Source organism: Paracoccus sphaerophysae, assembly GCF_000763805.1.
Taxonomy (GTDB): Bacteria; Pseudomonadota; Alphaproteobacteria; order Rhodobacterales; family Rhodobacteraceae; genus Paracoccus; species Paracoccus sphaerophysae.
This window is the reverse complement of sequence record NZ_JRKS01000024.1, coordinates 13,847-40,655: the sequence shown is the minus strand read 5'-3', so window position 1 is coordinate 40,655 and position 26,809 is coordinate 13,847. Positions and strand designations below refer to the sequence as shown.

The 26,809-nt window shown below is 67.7% G+C and carries 23 protein-coding genes and 1 pseudogene; 13 read left to right on the top strand and 11 right to left on the bottom strand.

The genetic code is table 11. From position 1 onward, the window contains the following. Positions 1-84: 84 nt before the first annotated feature. Entirely contained in the window at positions 85-1,515 is a 1,431-nt protein-coding gene (locus IC63_RS08965) for a class II 3-deoxy-7-phosphoheptulonate synthase (protein ID WP_052042055.1), read from the top strand. 5 nt (positions 1,516-1,520) lie between these two features. Here the strand turns inward: IC63_RS08965 and IC63_RS08960 are convergent, their stop codons facing one another. Both IC63_RS08960 and IC63_RS08955 read right to left on the bottom strand, forming a co-directional pair. Then, on the bottom strand, positions 1,521-2,243 hold the full coding sequence (locus IC63_RS08960; RefSeq protein WP_232222568.1) for a PAS domain-containing protein: 723 nt from the start codon (positions 2,241-2,243) through the stop codon (positions 1,521-1,523). Positions 2,244-2,316: 73 nt separating this feature from the next. Then, positions 2,317-2,901: a LabA-like NYN domain-containing protein gene (locus IC63_RS08955; protein ID WP_052042054.1), complete on the bottom strand. Its 585-nt coding sequence runs from the start codon at positions 2,899-2,901 to the stop codon at positions 2,317-2,319. 26 nt (positions 2,902-2,927) lie between these two features. Here IC63_RS08955 and folK point away from each other — a divergent pair, with 26 nt between their 5' ends. From folK to IC63_RS08935, 4 genes are all read left to right on the top strand, one after another. After that, positions 2,928-3,539, top strand: coding sequence for a 2-amino-4-hydroxy-6-hydroxymethyldihydropteridine diphosphokinase (folK, locus tag IC63_RS08950; RefSeq protein ID WP_036719328.1), 612 nt, complete (start codon positions 2,928-2,930; stop codon positions 3,537-3,539). A 65-nt stretch (positions 3,540-3,604) separates the two neighbouring features. Then, positions 3,605-3,961 carry a DNA-directed RNA polymerase subunit omega gene (gene rpoZ, locus IC63_RS08945; RefSeq protein ID WP_036719325.1) on the top strand — a complete coding sequence of 119 codons (357 nt, stop codon included), beginning with the start codon at positions 3,605-3,607 and terminating at the stop codon, positions 3,959-3,961. A gap of 26 nt (positions 3,962-3,987) precedes the next feature. Beyond that, a complete protein-coding gene (locus IC63_RS08940) occupies positions 3,988-6,108 on the top strand; it encodes a RelA/SpoT family protein (RefSeq protein WP_232222567.1) in 2,121 nt (706 codons plus the stop codon). 69 nt (positions 6,109-6,177) lie between these two features. After that, positions 6,178-6,786: a DUF2062 domain-containing protein gene (locus IC63_RS08935; RefSeq protein ID WP_036719322.1), complete on the top strand. Its 609-nt coding sequence runs from the start codon at positions 6,178-6,180 to the stop codon at positions 6,784-6,786. 5 nt (positions 6,787-6,791) lie between these two features. On the opposite strand, the gene IC63_RS08930 is transcribed toward IC63_RS08935, so the two are convergent. From IC63_RS08930 to gltX, 3 genes are all read right to left on the bottom strand, one after another. After that, the gene (locus IC63_RS08930; RefSeq protein ID WP_036719318.1) at positions 6,792-8,102 is read right to left on the bottom strand and encodes an NAD(P)/FAD-dependent oxidoreductase; all 1,311 of its coding nucleotides are present in this window, start codon (positions 8,100-8,102) and stop codon (positions 6,792-6,794) included. 126 nt (positions 8,103-8,228) lie between these two features. Then, on the bottom strand, positions 8,229-9,521 hold the full coding sequence (gene gltA, locus IC63_RS08925; protein ID WP_036719315.1) for a citrate synthase: 1,293 nt from the start codon (positions 9,519-9,521) through the stop codon (positions 8,229-8,231). A gap of 53 nt (positions 9,522-9,574) precedes the next feature. Continuing rightward, complete coding sequence (gene gltX, locus IC63_RS08920) at positions 9,575-10,969, bottom strand: glutamate--tRNA ligase (RefSeq protein ID WP_036719313.1); 1,395 nt, start codon at positions 10,967-10,969, stop codon at positions 9,575-9,577. 112 nt (positions 10,970-11,081) lie between these two features. Between gltX and IC63_RS08915 the strand changes: the two genes are divergently transcribed. Then, on the top strand, positions 11,082-13,433 hold the full coding sequence (locus IC63_RS08915) for a ComEC/Rec2 family competence protein (RefSeq protein ID WP_052042050.1): 2,352 nt from the start codon (positions 11,082-11,084) through the stop codon (positions 13,431-13,433). 10 nt (positions 13,434-13,443) lie between these two features. Here the strand turns inward: IC63_RS08915 and IC63_RS08910 are convergent, their stop codons facing one another. Genes IC63_RS08910 through trpA form a run of 3 tightly spaced genes read right to left on the bottom strand, consistent with a single transcriptional unit; the run spans position 13,444 to position 15,316 of the window. After that, positions 13,444-13,935 carry a GNAT family N-acetyltransferase gene (locus IC63_RS08910; RefSeq protein ID WP_036719309.1) on the bottom strand — a complete coding sequence of 164 codons (492 nt, stop codon included), beginning with the start codon at positions 13,933-13,935 and terminating at the stop codon, positions 13,444-13,446. Then, on the bottom strand, positions 13,932-14,513 hold the full coding sequence (locus tag IC63_RS08905) for a VOC family protein (protein ID WP_036719306.1): 582 nt from the start codon (positions 14,511-14,513) through the stop codon (positions 13,932-13,934). Before IC63_RS08905 ends, IC63_RS08910 begins: the two co-directional genes overlap by 4 nt. Positions 14,514-14,518: 5 nt before the next feature. Further along, positions 14,519-15,316, bottom strand: a complete 798-nt coding sequence (trpA, locus tag IC63_RS08900; protein WP_036719303.1) for a tryptophan synthase subunit alpha — start codon at positions 15,314-15,316, stop codon at positions 14,519-14,521. Positions 15,317-15,464: 148 nt separating this feature from the next. Here trpA and ychF point away from each other — a divergent pair, with 148 nt between their 5' ends. After that, positions 15,465-16,562: a redox-regulated ATPase YchF gene (ychF, locus tag IC63_RS08895; RefSeq protein ID WP_036719300.1), complete on the top strand. Its 1,098-nt coding sequence runs from the start codon at positions 15,465-15,467 to the stop codon at positions 16,560-16,562. A gap of 252 nt (positions 16,563-16,814) precedes the next feature. On the opposite strand, the gene IC63_RS08890 is transcribed toward ychF, so the two are convergent. From IC63_RS08890 to IC63_RS08880, 3 genes and pseudogenes are all read right to left on the bottom strand, one after another. Continuing rightward, complete coding sequence (locus tag IC63_RS08890) at positions 16,815-18,032, bottom strand: polysaccharide pyruvyl transferase family protein (protein WP_036719297.1); 1,218 nt, start codon at positions 18,030-18,032, stop codon at positions 16,815-16,817. A 118-nt stretch (positions 18,033-18,150) separates the two neighbouring features. Next, positions 18,151-18,990, bottom strand: coding sequence for a sulfotransferase family protein (locus tag IC63_RS08885; RefSeq protein ID WP_036719293.1), 840 nt, complete (start codon positions 18,988-18,990; stop codon positions 18,151-18,153). A gap of 580 nt (positions 18,991-19,570) precedes the next feature. Further along, positions 19,571-20,795: pseudogene (locus IC63_RS08880) on the bottom strand (IS3 family transposase). Between the two features lie 393 nt (positions 20,796-21,188). On the opposite strand from IC63_RS08880, the gene IC63_RS17460 reads away from it, so the two are divergent. The 6 genes from IC63_RS17460 to IC63_RS08850 all read left to right on the top strand — a co-directional run bounded on the left by IC63_RS17460 (position 21,189) and on the right by IC63_RS08850 (position 26,803). Beyond that, the gene (locus IC63_RS17460) at positions 21,189-22,124 is read left to right on the top strand and encodes a tyrosine-type recombinase/integrase (protein ID WP_232222566.1); all 936 of its coding nucleotides are present in this window, start codon (positions 21,189-21,191) and stop codon (positions 22,122-22,124) included. Next, positions 22,081-22,521 carry an SOS response-associated peptidase family protein gene (locus tag IC63_RS18790; RefSeq protein WP_232222565.1) on the top strand — a complete coding sequence of 147 codons (441 nt, stop codon included), beginning with the start codon at positions 22,081-22,083 and terminating at the stop codon, positions 22,519-22,521. Before IC63_RS17460 ends, IC63_RS18790 begins: the two co-directional genes overlap by 44 nt. Positions 22,522-22,993: 472 nt before the next feature. Next, a complete protein-coding gene (locus IC63_RS08865) occupies positions 22,994-23,284 on the top strand; it encodes a 4a-hydroxytetrahydrobiopterin dehydratase (protein WP_052042046.1) in 291 nt (96 codons plus the stop codon). 317 nt (positions 23,285-23,601) lie between these two features. After that, positions 23,602-24,186, top strand: a complete 585-nt coding sequence (locus IC63_RS08860) for an ANTAR domain-containing response regulator (RefSeq protein WP_036719285.1) — start codon at positions 23,602-23,604, stop codon at positions 24,184-24,186. Continuing rightward, entirely contained in the window at positions 24,183-25,310 is a 1,128-nt protein-coding gene (locus tag IC63_RS08855; protein ID WP_036719282.1) for a CmpA/NrtA family ABC transporter substrate-binding protein, read from the top strand. The genes IC63_RS08860 and IC63_RS08855 overlap by 4 nt, the downstream gene beginning before the upstream one ends. A 263-nt stretch (positions 25,311-25,573) precedes the next feature. Beyond that, positions 25,574-26,803 carry an MFS transporter gene (locus tag IC63_RS08850; RefSeq protein ID WP_036719280.1) on the top strand — a complete coding sequence of 410 codons (1,230 nt, stop codon included), beginning with the start codon at positions 25,574-25,576 and terminating at the stop codon, positions 26,801-26,803. Positions 26,804-26,809 lie beyond the last annotated feature (6 nt).

Below are 26,809 nucleotides of genomic sequence, written 5' to 3'. Positions count from 1 at the left end.
CCCCGTTGCCACCCGGCCCGGCAAGGCTTTCATCCCGCCGGCCGCGTCCTTATAGTCCCCCGACAGCTCATGAGGACCTCAGCCATGCCGCAGGACAGCCGCCCCCAGACTATCCCCGCGAACGCGCCCGCCGTGGCCGTGGACGGCTGGGATCGCGGGTCGTGGCGGGCGTATCCGCGCATCCAGATGCCGGACTATCCCGACGCCGCGTCCCTGGGCGGGGTCGAGGCGCAGCTGGCGCGATTTCCGCTGCTGATCTTCGCCGGCGAGGCGCGGCGGCTGAAGGCGCATCTGGCCGACGTCGCGGCCGGGCGCGCATTCCTGCTGCAGGGCGGAGACTGCGCCGAAAGCTTTGCCGAGTTCTCCTCGGACAACATCCGCGACACCTTCAAGGTCATGCTGCAGATGGCCGTGGTGCTGACCTGGGGCGCGCAGATGCCGGTGGTCAAGGTCGGCCGCATGGCCGGGCAGTTCGCCAAGCCGCGCAGCGCCCCGACCGAGGTTGTTGAGGGGGTGGAACTGCCCAGCTATCGCGGCGACATCATCAACGGCTTCGATTTCACCTCGTCCGCGCGGGTGCCCGATCCGCAGCGGATGCTGATGGCCTACACCCAGGCGGCTGCAACGCTGAACCTGCTGCGGGCGTTTTCGACCGGCGGTTATGCCGACATGCACCGGGTGCAAAGCTGGATCAGCGATTTCACCGGCGGCCCCGAGGCGCAGAAATACCGCGCCGTCGCCGACCGGATCGGGGACGCGATGGCGTTCATGGCGGCGGCCGGGATCACCTCGGAAACAGCGCATGACCTGGGCCAGGTCGAATTCTACACCAGCCACGAGGCGCTGCTGCTGGAATACGAAGAGGCGCTGACCCGGATCGATTCGACCACCGGCCTGCCGGTCGCGGGGTCGGGCCACATGCTGTGGATCGGTGACCGCACCCGGCAGGTGGACGGCGCCCATGTCGAATTCTGCCGCGGCGTGCAGAACCCGATCGGGCTGAAATGCGGGCCGTCGATCTCGACCGACGATCTCAAGGCGCTGATCGCGCGGCTGAACCCCACGAACGAGGCCGGGCGGCTGACGCTGATCGCGCGCTTTGGCGCCGGCTCGGTCGGCGATCACCTGCCGCGGCTGATCCGCGCCGTGCAGGACGAAGGCGCGAACGTGGTCTGGTCCTGCGACCCGATGCACGGCAACACCATCAAGTCGGCCTCGGGCTTCAAGACCCGGCCCTTCGAATCGGTGCTGCGCGAGGTGCGCGAGTTCTTCGACGTGCACGAGGCCGAGGGCACGGTTCCCGGCGGGGTGCATTTCGAGATGACCGGCAAGGACGTGACCGAATGCACCGGCGGGGTCCGGGCCGTCACCGACGAGGATCTCTCGTCGCGCTATCACACCGCCTGCGACCCGCGGCTGAACGCCAGCCAGTCGCTGGAACTGGCGTTCCTGGTCGCGGACGAACTGCGCGCGCGCCGCACCGGCACGCCGGCGGGGCTGCGCGACGCAAGCTGACCCGGTCAGTCGCTGGAAATGACCCGGAAGCGGGCGCGGCGTTCCTCGGGCGTTTCCGCCTCGGGGATCGCCGGGCGCGGCGTGGCGGGTTTCCACGGCGCCGGTGGGTCGGCGAAGCCGGGGGCCGAGGGCGACGGTTCCAGCAGCCGCGCGCCCTCGATCACCGGGGCGCTGCGGTCGGCGATCAGGTCAAAGCGGCGCGGCCCGGTGCCGATCTCGCCTTCGGTGGCCAGGCACCCCAGCGCGCGGGTGACGTCGCCCAGGTCGGATTTCAGCGGCAGGACCAGCAGCTTGCCGGTGATCGCGGGGCGCCCGTAACCGGCCGGGCCGACGAGGTCCATCTCGACGATCTGCGGGCCCTTGAACACGGTTTCCAGCACGTCCGACAGGCGCCCGCGCGACCCCGCGTTCAGGAAGGAACACAGCGGCATGCCCCGCACCTCCATCCCCATCAGGTCCATGAGATGGCGGCCGGCCAGCCGGAAGCGGGCGGCCCCCGGCGCGACGCGTTCCAGGATGAAGGCAAAGTCCAGCATCGTCCGCAGCCCGGCGGGGTCCACATCGGCCCGCGCCGGGATCGCCCGGCCTTGGCGCAGCGACGACCAGTAGTCCCGCATGGCGGTAACGATGCGTTCCGGCTGCCGCAGGTCAAAGTTGGCCAGCCGCAGAACGCGGTCGGAATCGCGGAAGGACGGTCCGTCTTCGCCGTCGTGTATCATCGTCGTCATCCCAAGCAGTCGTGCGGAATATAACGCATCCGGGCCGGAAATCGTACGCCCCGATCTTAATGCAAGGTTAAGATCAGGTCTCGGTGGGCGTGGTCGCGACCCCGGTCACGCCGGTATGTTCGCGCCCCTCGCGCGGCGGGCGGCCGACGATCTCGCGCAGCGCGTCCAGCTCGATGAAGTTGTCGGCCTGGCGGCGCAGCTCGTCGGCGATCATCGGCGGCTGGCTGCGCAGGGTCGAGACGACCGACACCCGCACCCCCTGCCGCTGCAGCGCCTCGACCAGCGGCCGGAAGTCGCCGTCGCCCGAGAACAGCACCGCGTGGTCCAGCCGCGGGGCGAGTTCCATCGCGTCGACGGTCAGTTCGACATCCATGTTGCCCTTGACCCGGCGCCGGCCCATCGAATCGGTGTATTCCCGCGCCGGCTTGGTGACGATCCGGTAGCCGTTATAGTTCAGCCAGTCGATCAGCGGCCGGATCGGGGAATATTCCTCGTTTTCCAGCAGGGCGGTATAGTAGTAAGCCCGCACCAGCTTGCCGCGACGTTCGAATTCCTGCCGCAGCAGCTTGTAGTCCATGTCGAACCCCAGCGCCTTGGCGGCAGCGTGCAGGTTCGATCCGTCGATGAACAATGCCAGTCGGTCATCCTTGTAAAACAATGGCTTTTCCTTTCAATCCGGAGTCTGTGGAAAATTCGCAGCCCACGCTAGCGCTGGTCGCGCTGGGCGCAAACCTGTCCTCTTGGGCAGGTGCGCCGGCCGACAGCCTGCGAGCGGCGCTGGCGATGATGCAGGCGCGGGGCCTGTGCATCGTCGCGCTGAGCCGGTTCTGGCGGACCCCGGCGCACCCGCCGGGCAGCGGTCCGGATTACGTCAATGCCGCGGCCGCGATCGACGCGGCGACCGATCCGGCCGGAACGCTGGCGATCCTGCACGAGATCGAGGCCGCGCTGGGCCGCGTCCGCGACGGCGCGCGCTGGCAGGCGCGCGGCATCGACCTGGACCTGATCGCCGTGGGTGACGCGGTGCTGCCCGACGCGGCCACGCAGGACGGGTGGCGCGACCTGCCGGCCGAAGAGCAGGCGCGGATCGCCCCCGACCGGCTGATCCTGCCGCATCCGCGGATGCAGGATCGCGGCTTCGTGCTGGCGCCGCTGGCCGAGATCGCGCCCGGCTGGGTGCACCCCCGCACCGGAAGGAACGTCGCGCAGATGCTGGCCGCGCTGAAGCTTGAGGGGCTTTCCGGGATGCTCCCGCTGCCTGCCAGCGAAAGCATCGGAAACCGCACGTCTGCTTGACTTTCCGCGGCGCGGCATCCAGTTATGTCGCCTTGCCCCACCCGCTGATTCGCAAGAGGTATGTCATGGCCCGCGTCACCGTCGAGGATTGCGTCGACAAGGTCCCGAACCGGTTCGACCTCGTCTTGCTGGCCGCCCACCGGGCGCGCGAAATCGCGGCGGGCTCGCCGCTGACCATCGACCGCGACAACGACAAGAACCCGGTCGTCGCGCTGCGCGAAATCGCCGACGAGGCGCAGCCCGTCGATGACCTGCGCGAGCGGATGATCGAACAGACCCAGACCCAGATCGAGGTCGACGAGCCCGAAGAGGACGCGATGGCGCTGCTGCTGGGCGCGGAAATCGACCGGCCCAAGCCCGCCGACGAGGAAAGCGAAGAGCGCATGCTGCGCATGATGCTGGAAGCGCAGGGCCGGGGCTGACGGGGCCGGGGCTGACGGGGACTCGATTGGACCGGATCGACGTCGAAGACCTGATCGCCCTTGTTCGCAACTATAACCCGCGAACCAATGAGGATCTGATCCGGCAGGCCTATGATTACGGCCGCCGGATGCACGAGGGGCAGTTCCGGCACTCGGGCGAGCCCTATTTCACCCATCCCGTCGCCGTCGCCGCCATCCTGACCGAGATGCGGCTGGACGACGCGACCATCGTCACCGCGCTGCTGCACGACACCATCGAGGACACCCGGTCCACCTGGACCGACGTGGCGCAGCTGTTCGGGCGCGACATCGCCGACCTGATCGACGGCGTCACCAAGCTGACCAACCTGCAACTGTCCGGCACCCATTCCAAGCAGGCGGAAAACTTCCGCAAGCTTTTCATGGCGATGTCGCGCGATCTTCGAGTCATCCTGGTCAAGCTCGCGGACCGTCTGCACAACATGCGCACGATCAAGTCGATGCGCCCCGACAAGCAGGTGCAGAAGGCGCGCGAGACGATGGACATCTTCGCCCCGCTGGCCGGCCGGATGGGGATGCAGTGGATGCGCGAGGAACTGGAAGACCTCGCCTTCAAGGTCATCAACCCCGAGGCCCGCAACTCGATCATCCGCCGCTTCGTGACGCTGCAGAAGGAAACCGGCGACGTGATCCCCCGGATCACCGCCGACATCCGCGCCGCGCTGGACGCCGAGGGGATCGAGGCCGAGGTCTTCGGCCGCGCCAAGAAGCCCTATAGCGTCTGGCGCAAGATGCAGGAAAAGCAGCTGTCGTTCAGCCGCCTGTCCGACATCTACGGCTTTCGCATCATCACCCGGTCCGAGGCGGATTGCTATCGCGCGCTGGGGGTGATCCACCGCAAGTGGCGGGCGGTGCCGGGCCGGTTCAAGGACTATATCAGCCAGCCCAAGTCGAACGGCTACCGCTCGATCCATTCCACCGTCTCGGCCCGCGACGCCACCCGGGTCGAGGTGCAGATCCGCACCCGCGCCATGCACGAGGTCGCCGAGGCCGGGGTGGCCGCGCACTGGGCCTATCGCGACGGGGTGCGGTCCAAGAACCCCTTCGCCATCGACCCGGGGGAATGGCTGGCGAGCCTCACCGAGCGGTTCGGGGAAGAGGATCACGACGAGTTCCTGGAAGCCGTCAAGCTCGAGATGTACCAGGACCAGGTCTTCTGCTTTTCGCCCAAGGGCGACGTGATCCAGCTGCCCAAGGGTGCCACGCCCATCGATTTCGCCTATGCGATCCACACCCGGCTGGGGAATGGCTGCGTGGGCGCCAAGGTGGACGGCATCCGGGTGCCGCTGTGGACGCGGCTCAAGAACGGGCAGTCGGTGGAAATCATCGCCGCCTCGGGCCAGCGGCCGCAGGCGACGTGGCTGGACATCGTGGCCACCGGCCGCGCCAAGTCGGCGATCCGCCGGTCCTTGCGCGAAGAGGACCGCTCGCGCTTCATCCGGCTGGGATCGGAACTGGTGCGGGTGGCCTTCGAGCATGTGAACCGCAAGGCCACGGACAAGGCGCTGCGCACCGCCGCCAAGACGCTGGCGCTGCCCGATGCCGACGAGATGCTGGCCCGGATCGGGTCGGCCGAGATGTCGGCCCAGCAGGTCATCGCGGCGCTGTATCCCGACCTTGCCCCCTCGGCCGACGAGATCGACACCAGCCGCGCCGTCGCCGGGCTCGAGGCGGACAAGGAATTCACCCGCGCGCCCTGCTGCAACCCGCTGCCGGGGGAACGGATCATCGGCATCACCTATCGCGGCAAGGGGGTGGTGATCCACGCCATCGACTGCCCGGTGCTGGCGGATTTCGAGGATCAGCCGGACCGCTGGGTCGATCTGCGCTGGCGCGAGGGGCGGCACCCGCCGGTCTATTCCTCGCGGCTGGGGCTGACGATCCGCCATGACGCGGGCGTGCTGGGCCGCATCTGCACCCTGATCGGGGCGCAGGGGGCGAATATCTCGGACCTGGAATTCCTCGACCGCAAGCCGGATTTCTATCGCCTGCGGGTCGATGTGGACCTGCGCGACCGGGAACACCTGCACACGCTGCTGACCGCGCTGGAAGCGGAAAGCGACGTGGCGCAGGTGGCGCGCATCCGGGACGCCTCGGCCACGGTCTAGTCCCCCCGGTTGCCCTTCGGGCCCGGGGCTGGTTGACTGCCCCCGGATCAACGACCGAAAGGCAGGCCGGTGTTCAAGCGCAAGCCGCGCAGCTATTCGCAGATGGCCAGCGACATGGTCTATCCGCGCGGCGGCTGGCTGCGGGCGGCGCAATACGCGCTGCACCGGCTGCGGCGGCTGCCGGACCAGCCGCACCGGATCGGGCGCGGGGTGGCCGCGGGCGCGCTGATGAGCTTCACGCCGCTGTTCGGCCTGCATCTCGTCGGCTCGATGGCGCTGGCCTGGGGGATCGGGGGCAACATGCTGGCCTCGGTCATCGGCAGCTTCGTGGGTAATCCGGTGACGATCCCCATCATCGCCGTCACGTCGTTGGGGCTGGGGCGCTGGATGCTGGGGGTCGAGGGCAGCATGGCGCCCGCCGCGATCTTCGAGGCGTTCGCGGCCGCCGGGCGGCAGCTGGCGCATAACGCGTTGGCGGCGTTCGATGGCCGGGTCGCGGAGTGGGACCGGCTGGCGCATTTCATGGAGACGATCTTCCTGCCCTATCTGGTGGGCGGGCTCGGCCCCGGACTGCTGGCCGCCGTCGCGTTCCATTACATGACCGTGCCGCTGGTCAGCGCCTATCATGCCCGGCGCGCCGCCCGCCTGGCCCGCAAGCCGCCGCCCGATGGGGCGTAGATCGGTCAGACCCCCAACCGGTCGCGCAGCGAATACCAGCCCATCCCCGCCACCAGCAGCGGCCAGCGCAGCGCCGCTCCCCCCGGAAACTGCCGCGAGGGCAGGGCGGCCATCGTGTCGAAGCCCTCGGACTGGCCCTGGACCGCCTCGGCCATCAGCTTGCCGGCGAGGTTCGACAGCGCCACCCCGTGTCCCGAAAAGCCGCTGGCCGACAGGCAGTTCGGCGCCGGGCGCGCGAACAACGGCATCCGGTTCATGGTGATCGCCAGCGTGCCGCCCCAGGCGTGGGTGATGGTGACGCCCTTCAGCTGCGGATAGACCTGTTCCAGCGGCCTGCGGACCTTGCCGGCGATGTCCTCGGGAAAGCGATAGCTGACCGTCTCGCCGCCGCCAAAGATCAGCCGCCGGTCGTCGCTGAGCCGCCAGTAGTTCACAACGAAGCGGGTGTCGTGGACGGCGACGTTCTCGGCGAGGATCGTCTCGGCCCGGTCGCCCAGCGGCTCGGTCGCCACGATATAGTTGTTCAGCGGCATGACCCGGCTGGCGATGCCCAACTCCATGTGGCCCAGATAGCCGTTGGCGGCGAAGATCACGTGGTCGCAGATCACCCGCCCGGTGCCGGTCTGGACGATGGTCGTCTCGCCGGCCTTGCGGGCGTGACGGATGGCGTGGACGTGGCTGAGTTCGTGGATCGTCGCCCCCGCCGCGCTGGCCAACCGCGCCATCCCCAGCGCGAGCGCCAGGGGGTCCAGGTGCCCGGCGCCCCGGTCGATGTCGCCGCCCATGTAAAGCAGCGATTTCACCAGCGCCTGCATCTCGGTGCGGCTCAGCGGCTGGACGCGGTCATAGCCATAATCGCGCGCCAGCCGCTCGGCGTTCTGCCGTGCATGGGCGACCTCGGCGGCGCTGCGGGCGGCGTGCGCCACGCCGGGGTGGACCGTGACGCCCGCGGCCTCGGCATGGGCGCGGGTCAGGGCCTTGGCCGCTTCGGCCATGTCCCACAGCCGGCGGGCGGCGTCCTTACCGGCGAGCCGTTCCAGATCCTCGACGTCCAGCCGCTGGCCCGATCCCAGCTGCCCGCCATTGCGCCCCGAGGCGCCAAAGCCAACCCTCTGGGCGTCCAGCACGATGACCCGCCGCCCGGCGCGGGCCAGATGGATCGCGGCCGACAGGCCCGTATAGCCCGCGCCCACCACCACCACGTCGGCGCGGGCCTCGCCCCGCAGCGGCGGGAAGGGGGGCAGCGGCGTGTTCTGGTCGGCGTAAAGGCTGGGCGGATATTCCCCGCGGCGGTCATTGGCGAAAAGCAGGTTCATCGCGGGCCCCGTGCAGTCATCCCCTCGGGCGCCCTAGCACGGACCGCGCGGCCGCGGAACATGCGGTGGCGAAAAACGAAAACGGGGGCCGCGTCGGGCCCCCGTGTCCAGGTCGTTCTGCGAAGGTCAGCGCTTGGCGACGTCCACATAGTCCCGCTTGTCGGACCCGACATACAGCTGGCGCGGACGGCCGATCTTGTTGTCCGGGTCGCCCAGCATCTCTTTCCACTGCGAGATCCAGCCGACGGTGCGCGACAGCGCGAAGATCGGGGTGAACATCGAGGTCGGGAACCCCATCGCCGAAAGGATGATGCCGGAATAGAAATCGACGTTCGGATACAGCTTCTTCGAGACGAAGTAATCGTCTTCCAGGGCGATCTTTTCCAGTTCCTTGGCGACCTGCAGGGTCGGGTTGTTGTGGATGCCGAGGATGTCCAGCACCTCGTCGGCCGATTCCTTCATGATCTTGGCCCGCGGGTCGAAGTTCTTGTAGACCCGGTGGCCAAAGCCCATCAGTCGGAATGGATCATCCTTGTCCTTGGCGCGCTTGATGTATTCCGGGATCCGGTCCACCGACCCGATCTGCTGCAGCATCTCCAGCGCGGCCTGGTTGGCGCCGCCATGCGCCGGCCCCCACAGGCAGGCGATGCCGGCCGCGATGCAGGCGAACGGGTTGGCGCCCGACGACCCGGCCAGACGGACGGTCGAGGTCGAGGCGTTCTGTTCGTGGTCCGCGTGCAGGGTAAAGATGCGGTCCATCGCGCGGGCCAGCGCCGGGTTCACCTCGTATTTCTCGGCCGGGACCGAGAAGCACATGTGCAGGAAGTTCGAGGCGTAATCGAGCTCGTTCCTGGGATACACGAAGGGCTGCCCGATCGAGTACTTGTAGGCCATCGCCGCGATCGTTGGCAGCTTGGCGATCAGCCGGTGCGAGGCGATCTCGCGCTGGACCGGGTCGTTGATGTCGGTCGAGTCGTGATAGAAGGCCGACATCGCGCCGACCACGCCCACCATCGTTGCCATCGGGTGGCTGTCGCGGCGGAACCCGCGGAAGAAATAATGCATCTGCTCATGCACCATGGTGTGGCGCGTGATCAGGGTCTCGAACTTTTCCAGCTGCTCGGCATTGGGCAGCTCGCCGTTCAGCAGCAGGTAGCAGACTTCCAGGTAGTGCGACTTTTCGGCCAGCTGCTCGATCGGGTAGCCGCGATACCACAGCTCACCCACGTCGCCGTCGATATAGGTGATCGCGCTTTCGCAGGCCGCGGTCGACGTGAAGCCGGGATCGAAGGTGAAGACGCCCCCCTGCCCATACAGCTTGCGGATGTCGACGCATTCGGGGCCGACGGTCGGGGTCAGCACCGGCAGGTCGATTTCCTTGTCCTTCACGGTGATCCGGGCAGTCTTGGCTTCGGCCATCGCACGTTCCTTTTCGCCTGTGGTCCCGCGGGACCGGGTATGCCAGGGGCGGCTCAGGCCGCCACGTCGGCCAGGCGGGCCAGCGATTCCTCGCGGCCCAGCGCCAGCATCATGTCGAACACGCTGGGGGTAGAGCTTCGCCCGGCCAGGGCCGCGCGCAGGGGCGCGGCGATCTTGCCCAGTCCAAGCCCGTGCGCCGCGGCAATCCGCTGCGCCACGGCCTCCAGTTCGTCCCGATTCCACTTAGCATGCTGCAGCGCAGCGGTCAATTCTGACAGTATACCAACGGATACCGGATCGAGGCTGCCCGCGGCCTTCTCGTCGGGCTGAACCGGCCGGCCGATCAGCGCGAAATGCGCCTGCTCCAGCAGCTGCGGCAGGGTCCTGGCCTTCTGCTTCAGCGCCCCCAGCGCCGGGACCAGCCGGGAACGCTGCGTCGCGTCGAGGGGGGGCTGCCCGGTCGCGGTCAGGAAGGCCTTGATCTCGGCCATCAGCGCGTCGTCGGACATGGCGGCGATATGGTGGGACGAGACATGCTCGAGCTTCTTGAAGTCCAGCCGGGCAGGGGCCTTGCCGATCCCGTCCAGGTCGAACCACGCCTGCGCCTTGGCGTCGTCGAACAGCTCGTCGTCGCCGTGGCTCCACCCCAGCCGGGCGAGGTAGTTGCGCATCGCCGCTGCCGGATAGCCCATGGCCGCGAATTCGTGCAGCCCGACCGCGCCGTGGCGCTTGGACAGCTTCTTGCCGTCGGTGCCGTGGATCAGCGGGATATGGGCAAAGACCGGCAGCGCCCAGCCGTTGGCGGCATAGACCTGTGCCTGCCGGGCGGCATTGGTCAGGTGGTCGTCGCCGCGGATGATGTGGGTCACGCCCATGTCGTGGTCGTCCACGACCACCGCGTGCATGTAGGTGGGCGTCCCGTCCGACCGCAGCAGCACCATGTCGTCCAGCTGGTCGTTGCGGAACGTCACGTCGCCCTGCACGGCGTCGCGGATCACCGTCACCCCCTCAAGCGGGGCGCGCAGGCGGATCGCATAGGGCGCGTCGGGGCGGGTGGCGGGGTCGGCATCGCGCCAGGGGCTCTGGAAGACCTGGTTGGGGTTCGCCTCGCGCCAGGCGGCGATCTCGTCGGCGGTCGTATAGCAGGGATAGGCGGTGCCGGCGTCCAGCATCTGCCGGGCGACCTCGGCATGGCGCTCGGCGCGGGCAAACTGGCTGATCGGGTCTCCGTCCCAGTCGAGCCCCAACCAGGTGAGCCCCTGCAGGATCGCCTCGGTCGCCTGAGGGGTGGATCGCGCGCGGTCGGTATCCTCGATCCGCAGCAGGAACTTGCCGCCGCGGCCACGGGCATACAGCCAGTTGAACAGCGCGGTGCGGGCGCCGCCGATATGCAGATAGCCGGTGGGCGAGGGCGCGAACCGGGTCACGACGGGGGCGGCAGCGTGCATCAGAGGGTCCTGACAGTCTGAAAGCGGCGCGCGTTAACCCTTCGGAAAGGAGCGCGCGCCTAGGATCGCGGCAGGGATACGCGAAGCGGCAGGGGAGAGACAAGGATTGGCGGTGATCGAGCCCGCGATCCCGGCAGGATCGCTGCGCCGCCGCGCCGCGGACTGGCGCGTGCGGCTGTTCGCCCGGTCCGAGACCGCGGCCGAGACGATTCCCGACCGGGTGCAGCGCGCCGGGCTGATGGTCTGGGTGCCGGTGATCCTGTCCTGCGGGATCGCGCTGTGGTTTGCGCTGCGGTTCGAACCCGGCGGCGCGGCCTATCTGGCGGTGGCCGCCGCCGCCGCGGGACTGGTCGCCGCGGCCGCCGTGGTCCGGCGCCGGGCGCTGGCCGGGCGGATCGGCTGGGAACGCGCGGATGTCCTGAGGCTGCTGGCGACAGCCCTGGCGCTGGCCTGCACGGGCTTCCTGCTGGCCGGCTTGCGCGCCCATCTGGTCGCCGCGCCGGTGCTGGATTTCCGATATTACGGCCCGATCGAGGGGCGCGTCGCGGGCATCGACCGCTCGGCCCGCGACCGGATGCGGCTGACGCTCGACCACGTCGTGCTGCGCGACATGGCGCCCGACCGCACCCCCCGGCAGGTGCGCCTGTCGCTGACCGAACCTCAGGACCTGCCGCCGCCGGGCCAGCGCGTCATGCTGACCGGGCATCTGGGGCCGCCCCCCGGTCCGGCCGAGCCCAACGGCTTCGATTTCCGCCGCGCGTCGTTCTTCGATGGGCTGGGCGCAGTCGGCTATACCCGGAACCCGGTGGTGACGGTGGCCCCGGCGCCGCCGCGGCTGCTGGATGCGACCGCGCTGCGCCTGCGCCTGTCGCGGGCGATGCAAGAGGCGATCGGCGGCCAGGAGGGCGCGGTCGCGGCGGCGCTGATGACCGGCGACCGCTCGGGCATCGCCGAGGCGACCAACCAGACGATGCGGGATTCGAACCTTTATCACATCGTGTCGATCTCGGGCCTGCACATGAGCATGCTGGCCGCCTTCGTCTATGGCGCGCTGCGGCTGGCGCTGGCGGCGATCCAGGCGACGGTGGGCCGGCGCTTTGCCGGCTGGCCGATCCACAAGGCCGCGGCCACCGGGGCGTTGGCGGCGTCGGCCGGCTATCTGTGGCTGTCGGCTGGCGGCGTGCCGACCGAGCGGGCGTTCCTGATGGTGGCGGTGATGCTGGGCGCGATCCTGCTGGACCGGCGCGCGATCTCGCTGCGGACGGTGGCAGTCGCGGCCATCGCGATCCTGGCGGTCGCCCCCGAGGCACTGGTGACGCCCGGCTTCCAGATGAGCTTCGCCGCCACCGCGTCGCTGATCCTGGTGTTTCCGGCCTGGTCGCGTCACGCCAACCGGCTGCCCTGGATTGTCCGCGGCGCAGCGCTGTTGGTGCTGTCGTCGCTGATCGCGGGGATCGCGACGTCCCCTATCGCGGCCGCGCATTTCAATCGCTCGGCGCAATACGGGCTGATCGCCAACCTGCTGGTGGTGCCGGTGATGGGCGCGGTGGTGATGCCCGCGGGGGTGATCGCCGCCGTGCTGGGGCCGCTGGGGCTGGCCGGCCCCGCGCTGTGGGCGATGGGGCTGGGCACGCGCTGGATGCTGTTCGTGGGCGAGCGGGTCGCGGACTGGGGCGGAGCGGTGCTGGCGGTGCCGGCGCCGCCCTGGATCGTCCTGCCGCTGGGCGGGGTCGGGGCGACCGTGGCGCTGCTGGCGCTGGACGCGCCGGCGGGGCGGCGCGCGGCGCGCTGGCTGGTCCGCGGCGGGGTCGCCCTGCTGCTGGCTGCAGCGGTGATCTGGGTGACGGCCCGGCGGCCGGACCTGCTGGTCGCGGGCGATGGCAGCGTGGTGGGGGTGATGACCGCGCAGGGGCGGGCGCTGGCCAAGCCGGCCGGCGCCTTCACCGCCGACAGCTGGCTGCGCGCCGATGGCGATGTCGCCGGCGCCGACCTGGCCGCGGCGCGACCCGCGTGGAGCGGGGCCAAGGGCACGCGCGAAACCGCCTTCGCCGGCCGGCCGCTGGTGCATCTGTCGGGCAAGGGCGCGGCGGATCGCGTCGCCGCCGCCTGTGCCGGGGGCGGGATCGTGGTGCTGCACGGCGTGGCGCCTGCCGGGGCCGACGGGCCGTGCCTGCTGCTGGACGAACGCCGCCTGCGCGACATCGGCGCGCAAGCGGCGTGGGTCTCGGGCGGCGAGATCCGCTGGCTCAGCGCAGAGGCGGCAAGCGGGGCGCGGCTGTGGAGCTCGGCCCGCGTCCGGCGGGATCGCGGCATCGGCGGCCAGCGGCCGCGATGGCCGGGAAAGACCGAGGCGACTGCAGGGAAGCACGACAGCGCGGGCACGCGGACGGAGCGTCAGACCAGCGCAGCCCCCGTCGATGGCGCTGGGCCGGACGGCATGGGCTCGGCCGACACGGCGCCGTAGGGGCAAAACCTCAGCCCGCCAGGTCCTTCCCCATCAGGACCAGATCGTGGAAGGCGCCGAATTTCCAGCCGGCCGCCGGGATCCGGCCCCATTCGGCATAGCCGCTGCGGGCGTGAAATCTCAGCGAGGCCTGGTTGCTGGCCGTGATCGCCCCGATCATCAGCCGGCCGCCCGCGGCGCGGGCGTGGTCCTCGACCCGCTGCAACAGCGCCGCGCCGATCCCGCGGCCGCGCGCCGCAGGGCCGAGATTGATCGTGTGTTCCAGCGACCTCGCATAACCCGCGCCCGCGCGGAATTGCGCATAGCTGGCGAATCCCGCCACAGCCTCACCGATCTCGGCGACAAAGAACCCGTGCCCCGCGGCCTGCCGGTCGCGGATCATGGCGGCGATACAGTCGTGATCGCGCTCGGTCGGCCAGAAGGTGATGGCCGTATCCCGGATTATCGGGTTCCAGATCGCGCCGATCGCCGCGGCATCCTGCGGCAGCGCGTCTCGGATCACAGGACTACCTCGCCCCGCGGGGTCAGGATCGTGGCCGACAGCCCCTCGGGGCCGCTGACTGCCGTGATCCGAGGATCGTCGGCCAGCCGAGCCGCGTCGGCGGCACCGTCTCCGCTCAGCTGCAGCCCGCCCAGCCGTAGCCCGTGATCCGTCAGCCGCTCGGCCGGATGCGGTGCCGCGCCCCAGTCGATCAACGCCGGAACCACGCCGTTGCCGCCCATCCGCCCCGAGTCGGCAATCGTGATCCGCCAGCTCAGATCGCCGCGGCGGGCGGTTTCCCAGGCGCTGCCCGCCGGCGCGGGCGTGCCGTCAGGCGCCCGGAGGACCCAGCCGGCGACCCGCGGCGGGCCGGAAAACCCGTCCAACCCGAACCAGCGCGGGCGCCCGGGCGCAGGCGCGTCCGGGTCGATCGCGATCAGTTCCAGATATTCGCCGGGGCCCAGCGACAGCAGCCGGTTATGCGTGCCCATCAGCGGGTGGCGCCCGCCGCCCTCGGGGGAGACCCCCAGCCGGTCGCGCAGCCAGGCCGCGCCCTCGTCGAGGGCGCGGCAGGCGATGGCGATGTGGTCCAACCGCATCTGCCTCAGCCCCGATGCGCGCCGTCGGCCAGCTCGCGGACGAAGGCCAGGACCTCGGGAACCGGGCGACCCGCGCCGATGCGCGCGACGATGGCCGAGCCCACCACCGCGCCGTCCGCGACCCCCGCGACCGCTTCCGCCGCCTGCGGCGTGGTGATGCCGAAGCCCACGACGACCGGCAGCCCCGCCGCGGCGCGGATGCGGGCGACCTCGGGCGCCACCTCGGCCGCCTGTGCCGCCTGCGCGCCGGTGATCCCGGTCACGCTGACGTAATAGACGAACCCCGAGGTGTTCCGGACCACCGCCGGCAGCCGCCGATCGTCGGTCGTGGGGGTGGCGAGGCGGATGAAGTCGAGCCCGGCCGCGCGCGCCGGCAGGCACAGCTCGGCATCCTCCTCGGGCGGCAGATCGACGACGATCAGCCCGTCGACCCCGGCCTCGACCGCCTCGGCGACGAAGCGGTCGACCCCGCCCTGCCGGGCATAGATCGGGTTGTAGTATCCCATCAGCACAATCGGCGTGCTGTCGTCGCCCTCGCGGAACGCCCGCACGAGGTCCAGCACGCCGCTGACCGACCCGCCCGCCGCCAGCGCGCGCTGGCCGGCGGCCTGGATCGTCGGGCCGTCCGCCATCGGGTCGGTGAAGGGCATCCCCAGTTCGATGATGTCCACGCCCGCACCCGGCAGGCCCCGGATGATCTCCAGCGAGGTTTCGCGGTCGGGATCGAAGGCCATGACATAGGACACAAAGGCCTTGCCGCCGGCTTCGGCAAGCCGGGAAAAAAGAGCGTTGATCCGGGACATTCCGTGGCCTCCTGCTGCGCGACCGGCCCGTCATAGGATGGCTGGGCCAAGAGCGAAAGGGTGTTGCTCCGCCGGCCGCGCGCTTTGCTGGACGGCTGCCCCGCGCTGCCCTAGAAGGCCCCGACACGCGCGCAGGAAAGGGTATCGCATGGGCTTTCGCATGGGGATCGTCGGGTTGCCGAACGTGGGCAAGTCCACCTTGTTCAATGCCCTGACCCGGACCGCCGCCGCGCAGGCCGCGAACTTTCCGTTCTGCACCATCGAGCCGAACGTCGGCGAGGTCGCCGTGCCCGACCCCCGGCTCGACCGGCTGGCCGGGATCGCCGGGTCGAAGCAGACGATCCCGACCCGCATCACCTTCGTCGACATCGCCGGACTGGTGAAGGGTGCCAGCAAGGGCGAGGGGCTGGGCAACCAGTTCCTGGCGAATATCCGCGAGGTTGACGCCATCGCCCATGTGCTGCGCTGCTTCGAGGACGGCGACATCACCCATGTCGAGGGCCGCGTCGACCCGGTCGCCGATGCCGAGACGATCGAGACCGAGCTGATGATCGCCGACCTGGAATCGATCGAGCGCCGGCTGGCCAACCTGCAGCGCAAGCTGAAGGGCGGCGACAAGGAGGCCGCGGCGCAGGAGCGGCTGCTGAAGCAGGCGCAGGCCGCGCTCGAGGCCGGGCAGCCGGCGCGCAGCCTCGCCGTGGCCGAGGACGATCGCAGGGCCTGGGACATGCTGCAGCTGCTGACCGCCAAGCCGGTCCTTTACGTCTGCAACGTCGAGGAGGCGAAGGCCGCCACCGGCAACGACCAGTCCGACCGGGTGGCGGCGATGGCCCGCGCCCAGGGCGCCGGCCACGTGGTGATTTCGGCCCGGATCGAGGAGGAGATCAGCCAGCTGCCCGATGACGAGGCGCAGATGTTCCTGGCCGAGATGGGGCTGGACGAGGCCGGGCTCGGCCGGCTGATCCGGGCCGGCTACGACCTGCTGGGGCTGCAGACCTATTTCACCGTCGGCCCCAAGGAGGCGCGCGCCTGGACGATCCGCAAGGGCACGCTGGCCCCTCAGGCGGCGGGCGAGATCCACGGCGATTTCGAGAAGGGCTTCATCCGCGCCGAGACCATCGCCTATGACGACTATGTCGCGGGCAATGGCGAAGCAGGCGCCCGCGAGGCCGGCAAGTTCCGCGTCGAGGGCAAGACCTACGAAGTCAAGGACGGCGACGTGCTGCATTTCCTGTTCAACGCGTGATCGCTGCGGGCGGGTAGGGTGCGTCGGGAGGGTGCGTTCGACGGCGTGTGGCAAGGGCGGACACCGATGCGTCAGGAAGGGCTCCTGGGGCCGGATCATCGTTTCGCTCTCGGAGCGCGGCGCCGCTTCCCGCAACGCCTACTGATCAGGGGCGGATAGCGGCAGGAAGGTAAGCGGGATCGGCATGCGCGGCAGGTCAACTACCTGCATGAGCGGCGTCTTTCCCCGTGTGTCGGAGCATTCGACGACAACTCACCCCTGCAAGGCAGACATGGCTTGCCGCACGACGGAGGTGGCCTGAACGTTCTCCAGGCAGTTCTTGATGCGTTGTGACTCCGTCTTATAGTTCGCCCCCATCTCGCTGACCTTTCTCATGATCTGGTCGGCACTCGCAGCCCTGATGTCGAACACATAATCCTGTTGCTGAAAGAGGAGCGCGAGGTCGACATATTTGCTCGCCCACCCCAGGATGACTGCCGGGACGCCGCTTCTGTAAGCGAACACCACCGAGTGATAGCGCGACGCGACAACGTACTTGAACCGGGATATGATTTCTATCAATTCCGGGCTTGAGTATTCTCCGGTGATCACGTCGACCTTGTGCCGATCGGTGACCTTGTCAAGGACATCCCTTACCCGATTGGTATCCGCGGTGGATGTGTTGAGGATGCATACCTTCTCGCCGTTATCGATCAACTCCTTGATCATCCTCGCATACAGGTCCAGAACCGCCGGCGCGTCACCGATCCTGAACACGTTCTGATTTATGATGAAGCCAACAGAATTGTCAGGCGGGTATTCTATCTCTCTCCTGGCGTGCTCTCTCAAGATGTCGCTGGCGCTGGGAAACATTCTCTCCCTGATCACCATATCTGCCGATAACTCGACATTATTGAGGCCGAGTTGGGTCAGGCACTCATATCCTTCTCGTTCGCGAGCGTAGATTTTCGAGGCATAACGCAGCGTTCGTTTGACCTCCTCGAGAAATTTCGCATCGTCCTTCTCGCCCCAGTCAAATGGACCGAAGCTTTGGGGCAACAGGATGATTTTCTTCTTGTATCGCCTGGCCAGGTCTATCGTTTGCAGCAGCGTCCTGCCGCTCTGCTTGGGCCAGCCGGAGCCGAGCGTGTAACCGCTGGCATCTAGAATGGCGTCTGCTCGTCGCAGTGCGCTTTCCATTTCCGAGACCGCACCACGCCATTTGCCGCTTTTTCTCAGCTTGCCGACGACGTAGGTCGATGCGGATACAAGGGGCGGTACATTGTACAGGCGGTATTTCAAGGCGAAGCGGGTATAGTCGTCGAATGGCAGTAACTTGAAATTATATTGCTCGGGTGAGTCGTATTTGTTTGCGAAGCCGATGACCTCGCAGTCCTTGAACAGGGATTTCAGGGTATGACACAATGAAAGAAACATGGCTTGAGAGCCTTTGTTTCTCATCTGGATGCCCGTCACGATGAATGTCTTCATTCCGTCCCCCCGGATCGGTATCCCAGCGTACGCCGCGGCGCGCACGCATCCTGGAAGCCTAGCGTCTGGACCTTGGAAAAGCAACGATGTTTCGGTTTCCGAAACGGGCGGTTGCCGTTCAACTGATCCGGTCTGCTGGCTTGTACCAGTGATCGAGCGATTGGCCGCTGAGTTGCTCAAGGGTTTCGATCGAGGGCCGGTAATATTCACCGAGGCGCGTTCGCAGTTCTTGGGTCAAAGGCGGATAGCGGGTCTCGCGCGCAATGAGCCCTCGGATCGCCCCGAAAGCGGGGGTCCCCTTCAAGGGGCGCACGATCGGTTTCATCAACGCGAGACGCTTGCGCAATCCGGCGGGCACAATCGGCGCCGTCTTGTCCTTGACCTTCTCCTGGCTGTTTTGTGACAAAGGGCGCGGCGGCAACCCCAGGTGGGCCCGCAGCCGCGATATTTGCCCTTCCGGGTCGGACGACACCCCTTCGTAAAAAAGGATAAGGAGCCGCTCGCGCCCGAAGAGTTCGATGTAGGACTGCAGGTGCGACGCGAATTTACCGGCGACCAGAAATCGGATATTTTCACCCCGCGAGGGGTCGAGATAGGACTCGATATCCTTCCCGACCTCGCCGCGCCTGAACAGCATGCAGTAGTTTGAATAGGCCCGCTCCACGGGATTGCGAAGCTGCGCGACCAGTTTCACCTGCGGCAGGTCTCGATGAAGGCGCGCCGCCGCATCGGGTGCGTAAAGATAGGAATTGGATTTCTCGCCGATGGTTTTTTCGGCTGCCTGCTCGCGGAACTGCGCAAGATACCAGTCTGTTCCACGATCGTACTCACGGGAGAAGTAATGAAGTTCCGGGTCAGGCATGTAGACAGCCGGGTCCGACTGCAACTGCGCCTGGAGCCATGTAGTTGCCGATTTCGCGGCCCCGATAATGACGAAGTCGATGTCATTTAGCTGCATCTTCTAGCGGAACCCCAAGTGATGATCTCGTTCAGAAAGCGAGCAGTGTGAAGAAGATTTATTCGAGTTCGCATTTCAGGCGGCGAAGCCCTTCAGCGAGCGCTATCCGCGCGCCTGATCCTGGACCGTGAATATCCGTGCTGATCCGGGACGGTCCCCCCGTTATCTTCGGAGCCCGCAGAAGTGTTGGCGATGGTATCCGCCATGCCCGATGGGCTTATCAGGATTGTATCCGGCTTCGCCGGTGGGCTTATCAAGATAGCGTACTGCGTGGTTGGTTTCAGTCAAGCTTCGTCGCACCCGACAGGCCTCCCCCTAGACCTGGGCGAGTTGCGCGACGCGCCCGCCCCGTGCTTGAGACAGTAAAGCCATCCCCGGAATCGTACCCGAGTTGCTTATCCGCATGGTGCCTATCGATCGTCGTACGAACAGTATCACGTTCGGGCGCGGGCTACACGAGTCCTCCGGTCAGATCGCGTTACTCGGCGAAGAACATCCATGATGTTTGCCAAGTTAACTCCCCTTGGTGTGTGCTAGGGCGCGAGCTTGTGCCTGGTCTTGCCCCCGTTTCGCCGGACACTCAGGCCGTTGCGGTTTGAACTTTGATGAACTCGCGAGGCGAGCGCATCTTCAGCCCTGAGTGCGGGTGGTTTTCGTTGTAATCCTCGATCCAGGCGCCGATCAATCCGAGGGCGGTCCTGGCATCCGGCAGCGGCGTGACCTGGACGTAGTCGCGTTTCAGCGTCTTCACGAAAGCCTCCGAGATGCCGTTGCTTTGCGGGCTCTGGACCGGCGTGAAGCAGGGCTTCAGGCCCAGCTGGCGGGCGAAGACCTGCGTGTCCTTGGCGATGTAAGGCGAGCCGTTGTCGGACAGCATCTCGATGACCGCAGGCGCACGGTATGTGCCGAACCGGCGCTCGACGGCCTCGAGCATCAGGTCCCGGATGTCTGAGCCGCTGACCCCGGCGTTGACCACAGCCCGCCAGGCGATGATTTCCCGATCATGGGCATCGATGATGAAGGCGCCGCGGACGATGTCGCCGTTCCAGCAGGTGAACTCAAACCCGTCGCTGCACCAGCGCAGGTTCGAGCGCATCACGATGATCTTGCCGTCGTGCACATGCTCGGGGCGTTCGGAATATTTCCGCGCCAGCAGCAGGTTGTGGCCTTCATGATCCGGTAAACCCGTTTGTGGTTCACGGGCGCCAGGCTTTCCGCCCGCAGTTGGCGGTTCAGAAGCGCCGTGATCCTGCGATAGCCGTATGTGGGACGCGCTGACACGAGCGCCATGATCAACGGCACCACCGCCGCGTCTTGCGCCTTGTGATAGCGCCGACGCGGCTTCGCCCTGCCGTGCAGGCGGTCGATCAGGTTGGAACGGGCCACCCCCAGGGTCTCGGCCACGACCTTCACCGGAAACCGTCCCTGAGAGGCGACCGCGCGAGCAAGGTCGGTTTTTTTGAGCGTGCCTTGTCCAGGGCCTCGCGCAGGATCTCGGCCTCCAGCGTCTTGCGGCCGAGCTGGCGCTCGAGTTCGCGGATCCGGTCTTCCATCTGCCGGACGGTCCGGTTGCTGGTCACATCGTCATCTTCCGACACGGCCACGGCTCCCCCATCCAGCATCAGGCGGCGCCAACGATAGAGCACGTTCGGGGCAACGCCATTGCGGCGGGCGACCACCGAAATGCTGGCCCTCTCGTCCAGCGTCTCCTCGACGATGCGCAGCTTCTCGGCCGCGCTCCACCGACGACGGCGGCCGCCGTCGGTGATGATCTCGATCTCAGACATGAGCACATGCTCAGGCATATGCCTAAGCCTCCATGATTATGCCCAGGTGTCCGGTCGAAAAGGGGGCCAGTTCAGTGCCAGCCGAGAGGTTCCGGGGAAAGATCGGCCGACTTCCTGGAACCTGCTGGCCGAATTTCTGGCGTTCGTGCAGAAAGCCTACCCAGATTTTCTGGTAATTCAATAAGATATGCGGGATATTTGGTGGAGCCAAGGTCCACGGGTCGATCGTCCAGCGTTGTCCGAGAAAGTATCGCAAGCCGTTGAAAACGTGCTATAACCCAGTCGTCAGTCGTCCGGTGGTTTCCACTTGCGTCCGCCACAATCCGTGTCATGGTGGGGGAAGAGATGGTGGACAGATAAGGTATGGTTACTCAAAACGCGCGCAGGCCGGAGAAGGCCCTGACGGCCCTCATGGTGAAGAACGCCAGTCAGCCAGGCAAGTACTTCGATGGGAACGGTCTGTACCTGCGCGTCGAGCCCAATGGCACCAAGTTCTGGGTGCAGAGGATCGTGATCCACGGCAAGCGGCGCGAGCTGGGCCTTGGCAGTGTCTCACTTGTCTCACTGGCTCAGGCCAGGGAGAAGGCCTTGGTTAACCGCAAGATGGCGCGGGAGGGCGGTGACCCGCTGGCGGCCCGCCGCGAGCAGCAGGCCGTCATGACATTCGAGCAGGCCAGCCGCCGCGTGCACGAACTGCATTCGCCGACATGGCGTAATGCCAAGTACCGTCTGGACTTCATCTCGTCGCTGGAACGCTACGCCTTCCCTCTCATCGGCAAGGTCCCGGCGTCAAAGGTGACGGCGGCCGACGTGTTGCGGGTCCTGACCCCGATCTGGACGGAGAAGCCAGAGACGGCGCGCCGCGTGCGCCAGCGCATCGGCACAGTGCTGAAATGGGCGGTTGCGCAGGGTTGGCGGCAGGACAACCCTGCTGACAGCATCACACAGGCCCTGCCCAAGGTCGCCAAGACGCAGGTCCATCGGAAATCGCTGCCCTACACGGACATTGCCGACTGTCTAGCGGCGATCAGGCGGTCACGAGCCATAACGTCGACGAAGCTGGCGCTGGAATTCCTCGTTCTGACCGCAGCGCGATCTGGCGAGGTCCGGGATGCCGTATGGGACGAGATAGACCTTGGACAACAGGCTTTGGGTCATTCCGGCGGCGCGCATGAAGGCCAAGCGCGCCCATCGCGTGCCGCTGTCGGCGCCAGCCCTCACCATCCTGAACGAAGCCCGTGCGTTCGGCGACGGCTCCAAAGTCGTCTTCCCCGGCACCCGATACGGCGTGCCCCTGTCGGACATGACACTTTCGAAATTGGTGAAAGAGCTTGGCTTCGACGCTGACGTGCACGGCTTCCGCACCTCCTTCCGAACATGGGTAGGCCCGGCGCACCGCTGCCTTGTGCCGCTGACGTCATTTGCCGAGCCCCTGGGGGCTGGGCGCGGCAATCAGTGGTTCGCGACTACTGGCGACGCGCCGATGTTCTTTGCCGGCATCGAGGTCCGGGGGTGGTTGTCGGTGCGGAAGGTCAAGGATGGGGAAACGACCGATGACCTGTTTGCCTTTCTGACCACCGCGCCGAACGAGGAGGTCGGCAGGGTCCACCCAAAGGCCATGCCCGTGATCCTGACACAGCCGGACGAGTGGGAGCGCTGGCTATCGGGACCTTGGGAGCTGGCTGCGAAGCTGCAGCGCCCTCTGCCCGACGGAGCGCTGCGGCTCGTGGCGCGGGCCGTGTAAGATCGCGCTGCACTCCACGCCATGACAGGCTGACTGGGGAGAAGAGCGGTCGACAGCTGTCGGCCCATAGCAGCCGTTCGAGCCCGGCACCGCGAAACGGCGTAGCTCCCCCAAAGCGGTCCTTCATGTATGCTGCAGCATCTCAGACAGGAACTTTTCACGGTGGCCCGCAACGCAATCCAAGCCTCTGAGCATCGATCTCCTTCTGTCGGTCCGTGAATGGTAGGCGCTTGGTTCGGCAGGATCAACAAGGGCTGAGGAGACGAAGCAGGCCCCGGATCCTTCACCGGCTTACCCGGGCCGGTTTCCCGCCGCCCTTCGAAAATCGCCGGGATCATGTCCGATCGCCGCCGCTCGGGGCACGCCGGAGGCATACAGGCTTCGGCAACCTCCTTGCATTGCCTGCGCCTTCGTCGTGGCATTGCACCATGAGCGTCTTGCGACCCGCACCTGCACCCCCTACACCGGAGCCATGCCGCCCATGGATGCAGGCACGGCCGAAAAGGCCCTTGCCACGCTGCCCGGCTGGACACTTGCCGCCCACGGCCGGGCGCTGACCCGTCGATGGGAGTTCAAGGGGTTCGCACGGGCCGTGCAGATGGTGAACCTGGCCGCATGGCTGGGCGGGACCCAAGGGCATCACCCGGACGTGCGCTTCGGTAGGGGTTACTGCGAGGTGACCTTCATCACACATGCTGCGGGCGGGCTGACCGAGAATGACCTGATCTGCGCCGCACGGCTGAACGCAATCTCTGACCATTGACTCGCTAACGCGGCCTGCTCGGCGCGATGGCTGATTTATCCATTCGCACCGAGATGTTGAGCCGCATCTCCGAACGATTGCGGCGGAAGCGATAGAGGATCAGACGCTGTGTTCAGGACAGCTCCGTCTTGCCGTTCGCAAGAAGGTCAAAAGACCGCGATGCCCTGCCTGCACGCCGGGCAGCATTCTTTTGGTGGCTCCATGTGGCGGCACCATTGCTCAAGATGTCGGCAGGCGGTTGCCTTGTCGACAGGCTTGCGTGCCGCACATGCGACGACGAGTTGCGTTCGCCGCTTCCAGATGCCTTGGCTTTTCCCATGGACAGGCAGCTGAACATCCTCGTGATCGAATCCGACGAGACGCGCGCACATTCCGTTGCCGAAGCGCTGGCCTCGGATGGCACCTGCCGGGTCGTGATCCTGGCCGACACGAGCGGTCTTGGCCGCCGGATCGCTGAGATGGACCCCGATGTCGTGCTGATCGACGTCGCCCATGCCTCGCGCGACGTGATCGAGGAAATGGCCGTCGCGACCTCGCCCAAGGAACGCGCGGTCGCCCTGTTCGCGCCCGGCGGCGACACCGCCTTCATGCGCGCGGCCATCGAGGCGGGCGTCTCGGCCTATGTCGCCGAGGATGTCCGTCCCGAAGTGCTGCGCCCGGTGATCGACCTTGCGATCGCCCAGTTCGCCACGGTGCGGCGGCTGCGGCTGGAACTTGAGGCCACCCGCCGCGCGCTGGACGAGCGCAAGGTCATCGACCGCGCCAAGGGCATCCTGATGCGGGCGCGTGGCCTGCCCGAGGAGGAGGCCTATGCGCTGCTGCGCAAGACCGCCATGGACCAGAAGAAGAAGCTGGCCGAGGTCGCCGCGGCGCTGGTGACGGCGGCAGGGCTTCTGGGATGAGCATCGGAACCCTCCGCGTCGCTTGGGTGCCGCTCACCGATGCCGCGCCTGTCATCATTGCACGGGAAATGGGATTTGCGGCCGCCGAGGGCATCGCGCTCGAGCTTGTGCAGGCGCGGTCATGGGCGCTGCTGCGCGACTTCCTGGCCGCCGGGGCGGTCGAGGCGGCGCATATGCTGGCGCCGATGGCAGTGGCGCGGGCGATGGGGCTTCTGCCCTCGCTGCCGCCGGTCGAGGCGCTGATGGTTTTGTCGCATGGCGGGCAGGTGATCGGGGCCTCGGCCGCGCTGGCCCGCGACCTGCCGCGGCTGACGGATGCGGCGCAGGCGGCCGGAGCCATCCGGTCGGCGGCCGGGCCCCGCCTGCGCATCGGCGTGCCCTTCACCTTCTCGACCCACGCGCTGCTGATGGCGCGCTGGCTGGGGCCGGGGATCGAGATCCGCACCGTGCCCCCGCCGCAGATGGCTGCCGCCCTTGCGGGAAAAGAGATCGACCTGTTCTGCGTGGGCGAGCCATGGGGCACCGTTGCGGCCGAGGCGGGGGTGGGCACGATCCTTGCCTCGGGGCGCTCGATCTGGGCCGCGCCCCCGGAAAAGGTGCTGGCGGCAAGGGCAGGATGGGCCGAAGCGCGCCCCGAGGCGGCCGGGGCGCTGATGCGGGCGGTCTGGCGGGCAGGGCGCTGGCTCGACGGGCGAGGCAACCGGGGCATCGCCGCCGAGATCCTGTCGCGCCCCGAATACCTGGGCCTGCCGGCCGAGACGCTGGAAGCGTCGCTGACCGACCGCACCGCCTTTGTCCTGGCCCCCCCGCCGGGACCGTTCTTCACCTTTCACGACGGCGCCGCGAGCTTTCCCTGGCGCAGCACAGGCGCGCTGATCGCCGCCCAGCTTGCCCGGCGCTTCGACCTGCCGCAGGAACCGGCCGGCCGCGCAGGCGCCGCCATCTTCCGCACCGATCTGTATCGCAAGCACATGCGCGCGGCGGGCGCGGACCTGCCCGGCGCCTCGATGAAGGTCGAGGGGACGCTGGCCCACCCGACCGCCGTCGCATCCGAGCGCGGAACGATGATTCTCGCACCCGACAGGTTCTTCGACGGCTGGATTTTTGATCCTCCGGTGGACTGACTGCCCAGCGTTTGCGCAAAGACGCGGCGCGGGCGGGCAGGACGATCCTTAAGTCCAAGTTTTTCCACCCTCGCGCTTGCGGCAGCGCAGCAAGCCTGCTGTCCTGCAGAACAGGAAGCCTGCAACGGCGCAGCCTTCCGGCACCTCGGGTGCCACCCTTCCGCGACGCCGCGGACCCCTGGACATTCACCGCCGACATGCCGGCCCGTCGCGGCCCCCGCATGCCCGCTTTCTTCGATGCCACGCCATCCGGAGCCCGAAGCATGGCCGATCCCGCCGTTTCCCCCGCCATCCACCCGACCCGCGCCCTTGTCCTCTCGACCGGGGCCTTCACCATCTGCTTCGCCGTCTGGACGATCTTCGCGATCATCGGGCTGCAGATCCGCGAAACGCTCTCTCTCTCCGAAACGCAGTTCGGCCTGCTGGTCGGGATGCCGATTTTAACTGGGTCGCTGATCCGGGTCCTCCTGGGCGTCTGGACCGACCGCCTGGGCGGCCGCACCGTCTTCACCCTGACCATGCTGGCCGCCGCCGCGGCGACATTCCTTCTGTCCTTCGCGCAGACCTATCCGCAGTTCCTGCTCGCCGCGCTGGGCGTCGGGATCGCCGGCGGCTCCTTCGCGGTGGGGGTCGCCTATGTCTCGCGCTTCTACCCGGCCGGGCGGCAGGGCACGGCGCTGGGGATCTTCGGCGTCGGCAACGTCGGCGCCGCCGTGACCAAGTTCGCGGCACCCTTCCTGATGCTCGCGCTCGGCTGGCAGGGGGCGGCGCAGGTCTACGCCGGGGTGCTTGCCGCGACCGCCGTGCTCTTCTGGTGGCTGAGCGAGGAAGACCCCGTCACCGCCGCGCGCACCTGTGGCGAGGCCCCGGCCCGCAGCTTCGCCGCCGAGTTCGCGCCGCTGGCCGACATCCGCGTCCTGCGCTTCTCGCTTTACTACTTCTTCGTCTTCGGCGGCTTTGTCGCGCTGGCGCTGTGGCTGCCGCGCTATCTGGTCGGCGTCTACGGCTTCGACGTGGCCGTCGCGGGCCTGATCGGCGCGGCCTACTCGATCCCCGGCTCGATCTTCCGGGCCTGGGGCGGGGCGCTGTCGGATCGCTACGGCGCAAGGGCGGTGCTTTACTGGACCTTCGGCGTCTCGGCGCTGGCGGCCCTTGCCCTGTCGCTGCCCACTGGCCAGACGGCGATGGCCCCCGCGGCCTTCATCGCGCTGGTCTTCGTGCTGGGCCTGTTCATGGCCATCGGCAAGGCCGCGGTCTTCAAGCACATCCCGGTCTACTACCCCCAGAACGTGGGCGCGGTCGGCGGCATGGTCGGCATGATCGGGGGCCTCGGCGGCTTCGTCCTGCCCATCGCCTTCGGCTGGCTCAAGGACGCGACGGGGCTGTGGTCCAGCTGCTTCATGGTGCTGTTCCTGATCGTCGCCGCCTGCTTCGCCTGGATGCACCTGACCGTGCGGCGGCTGGACCGCGCGCCCGCAGGCCAGCCGGCATGACCCCCC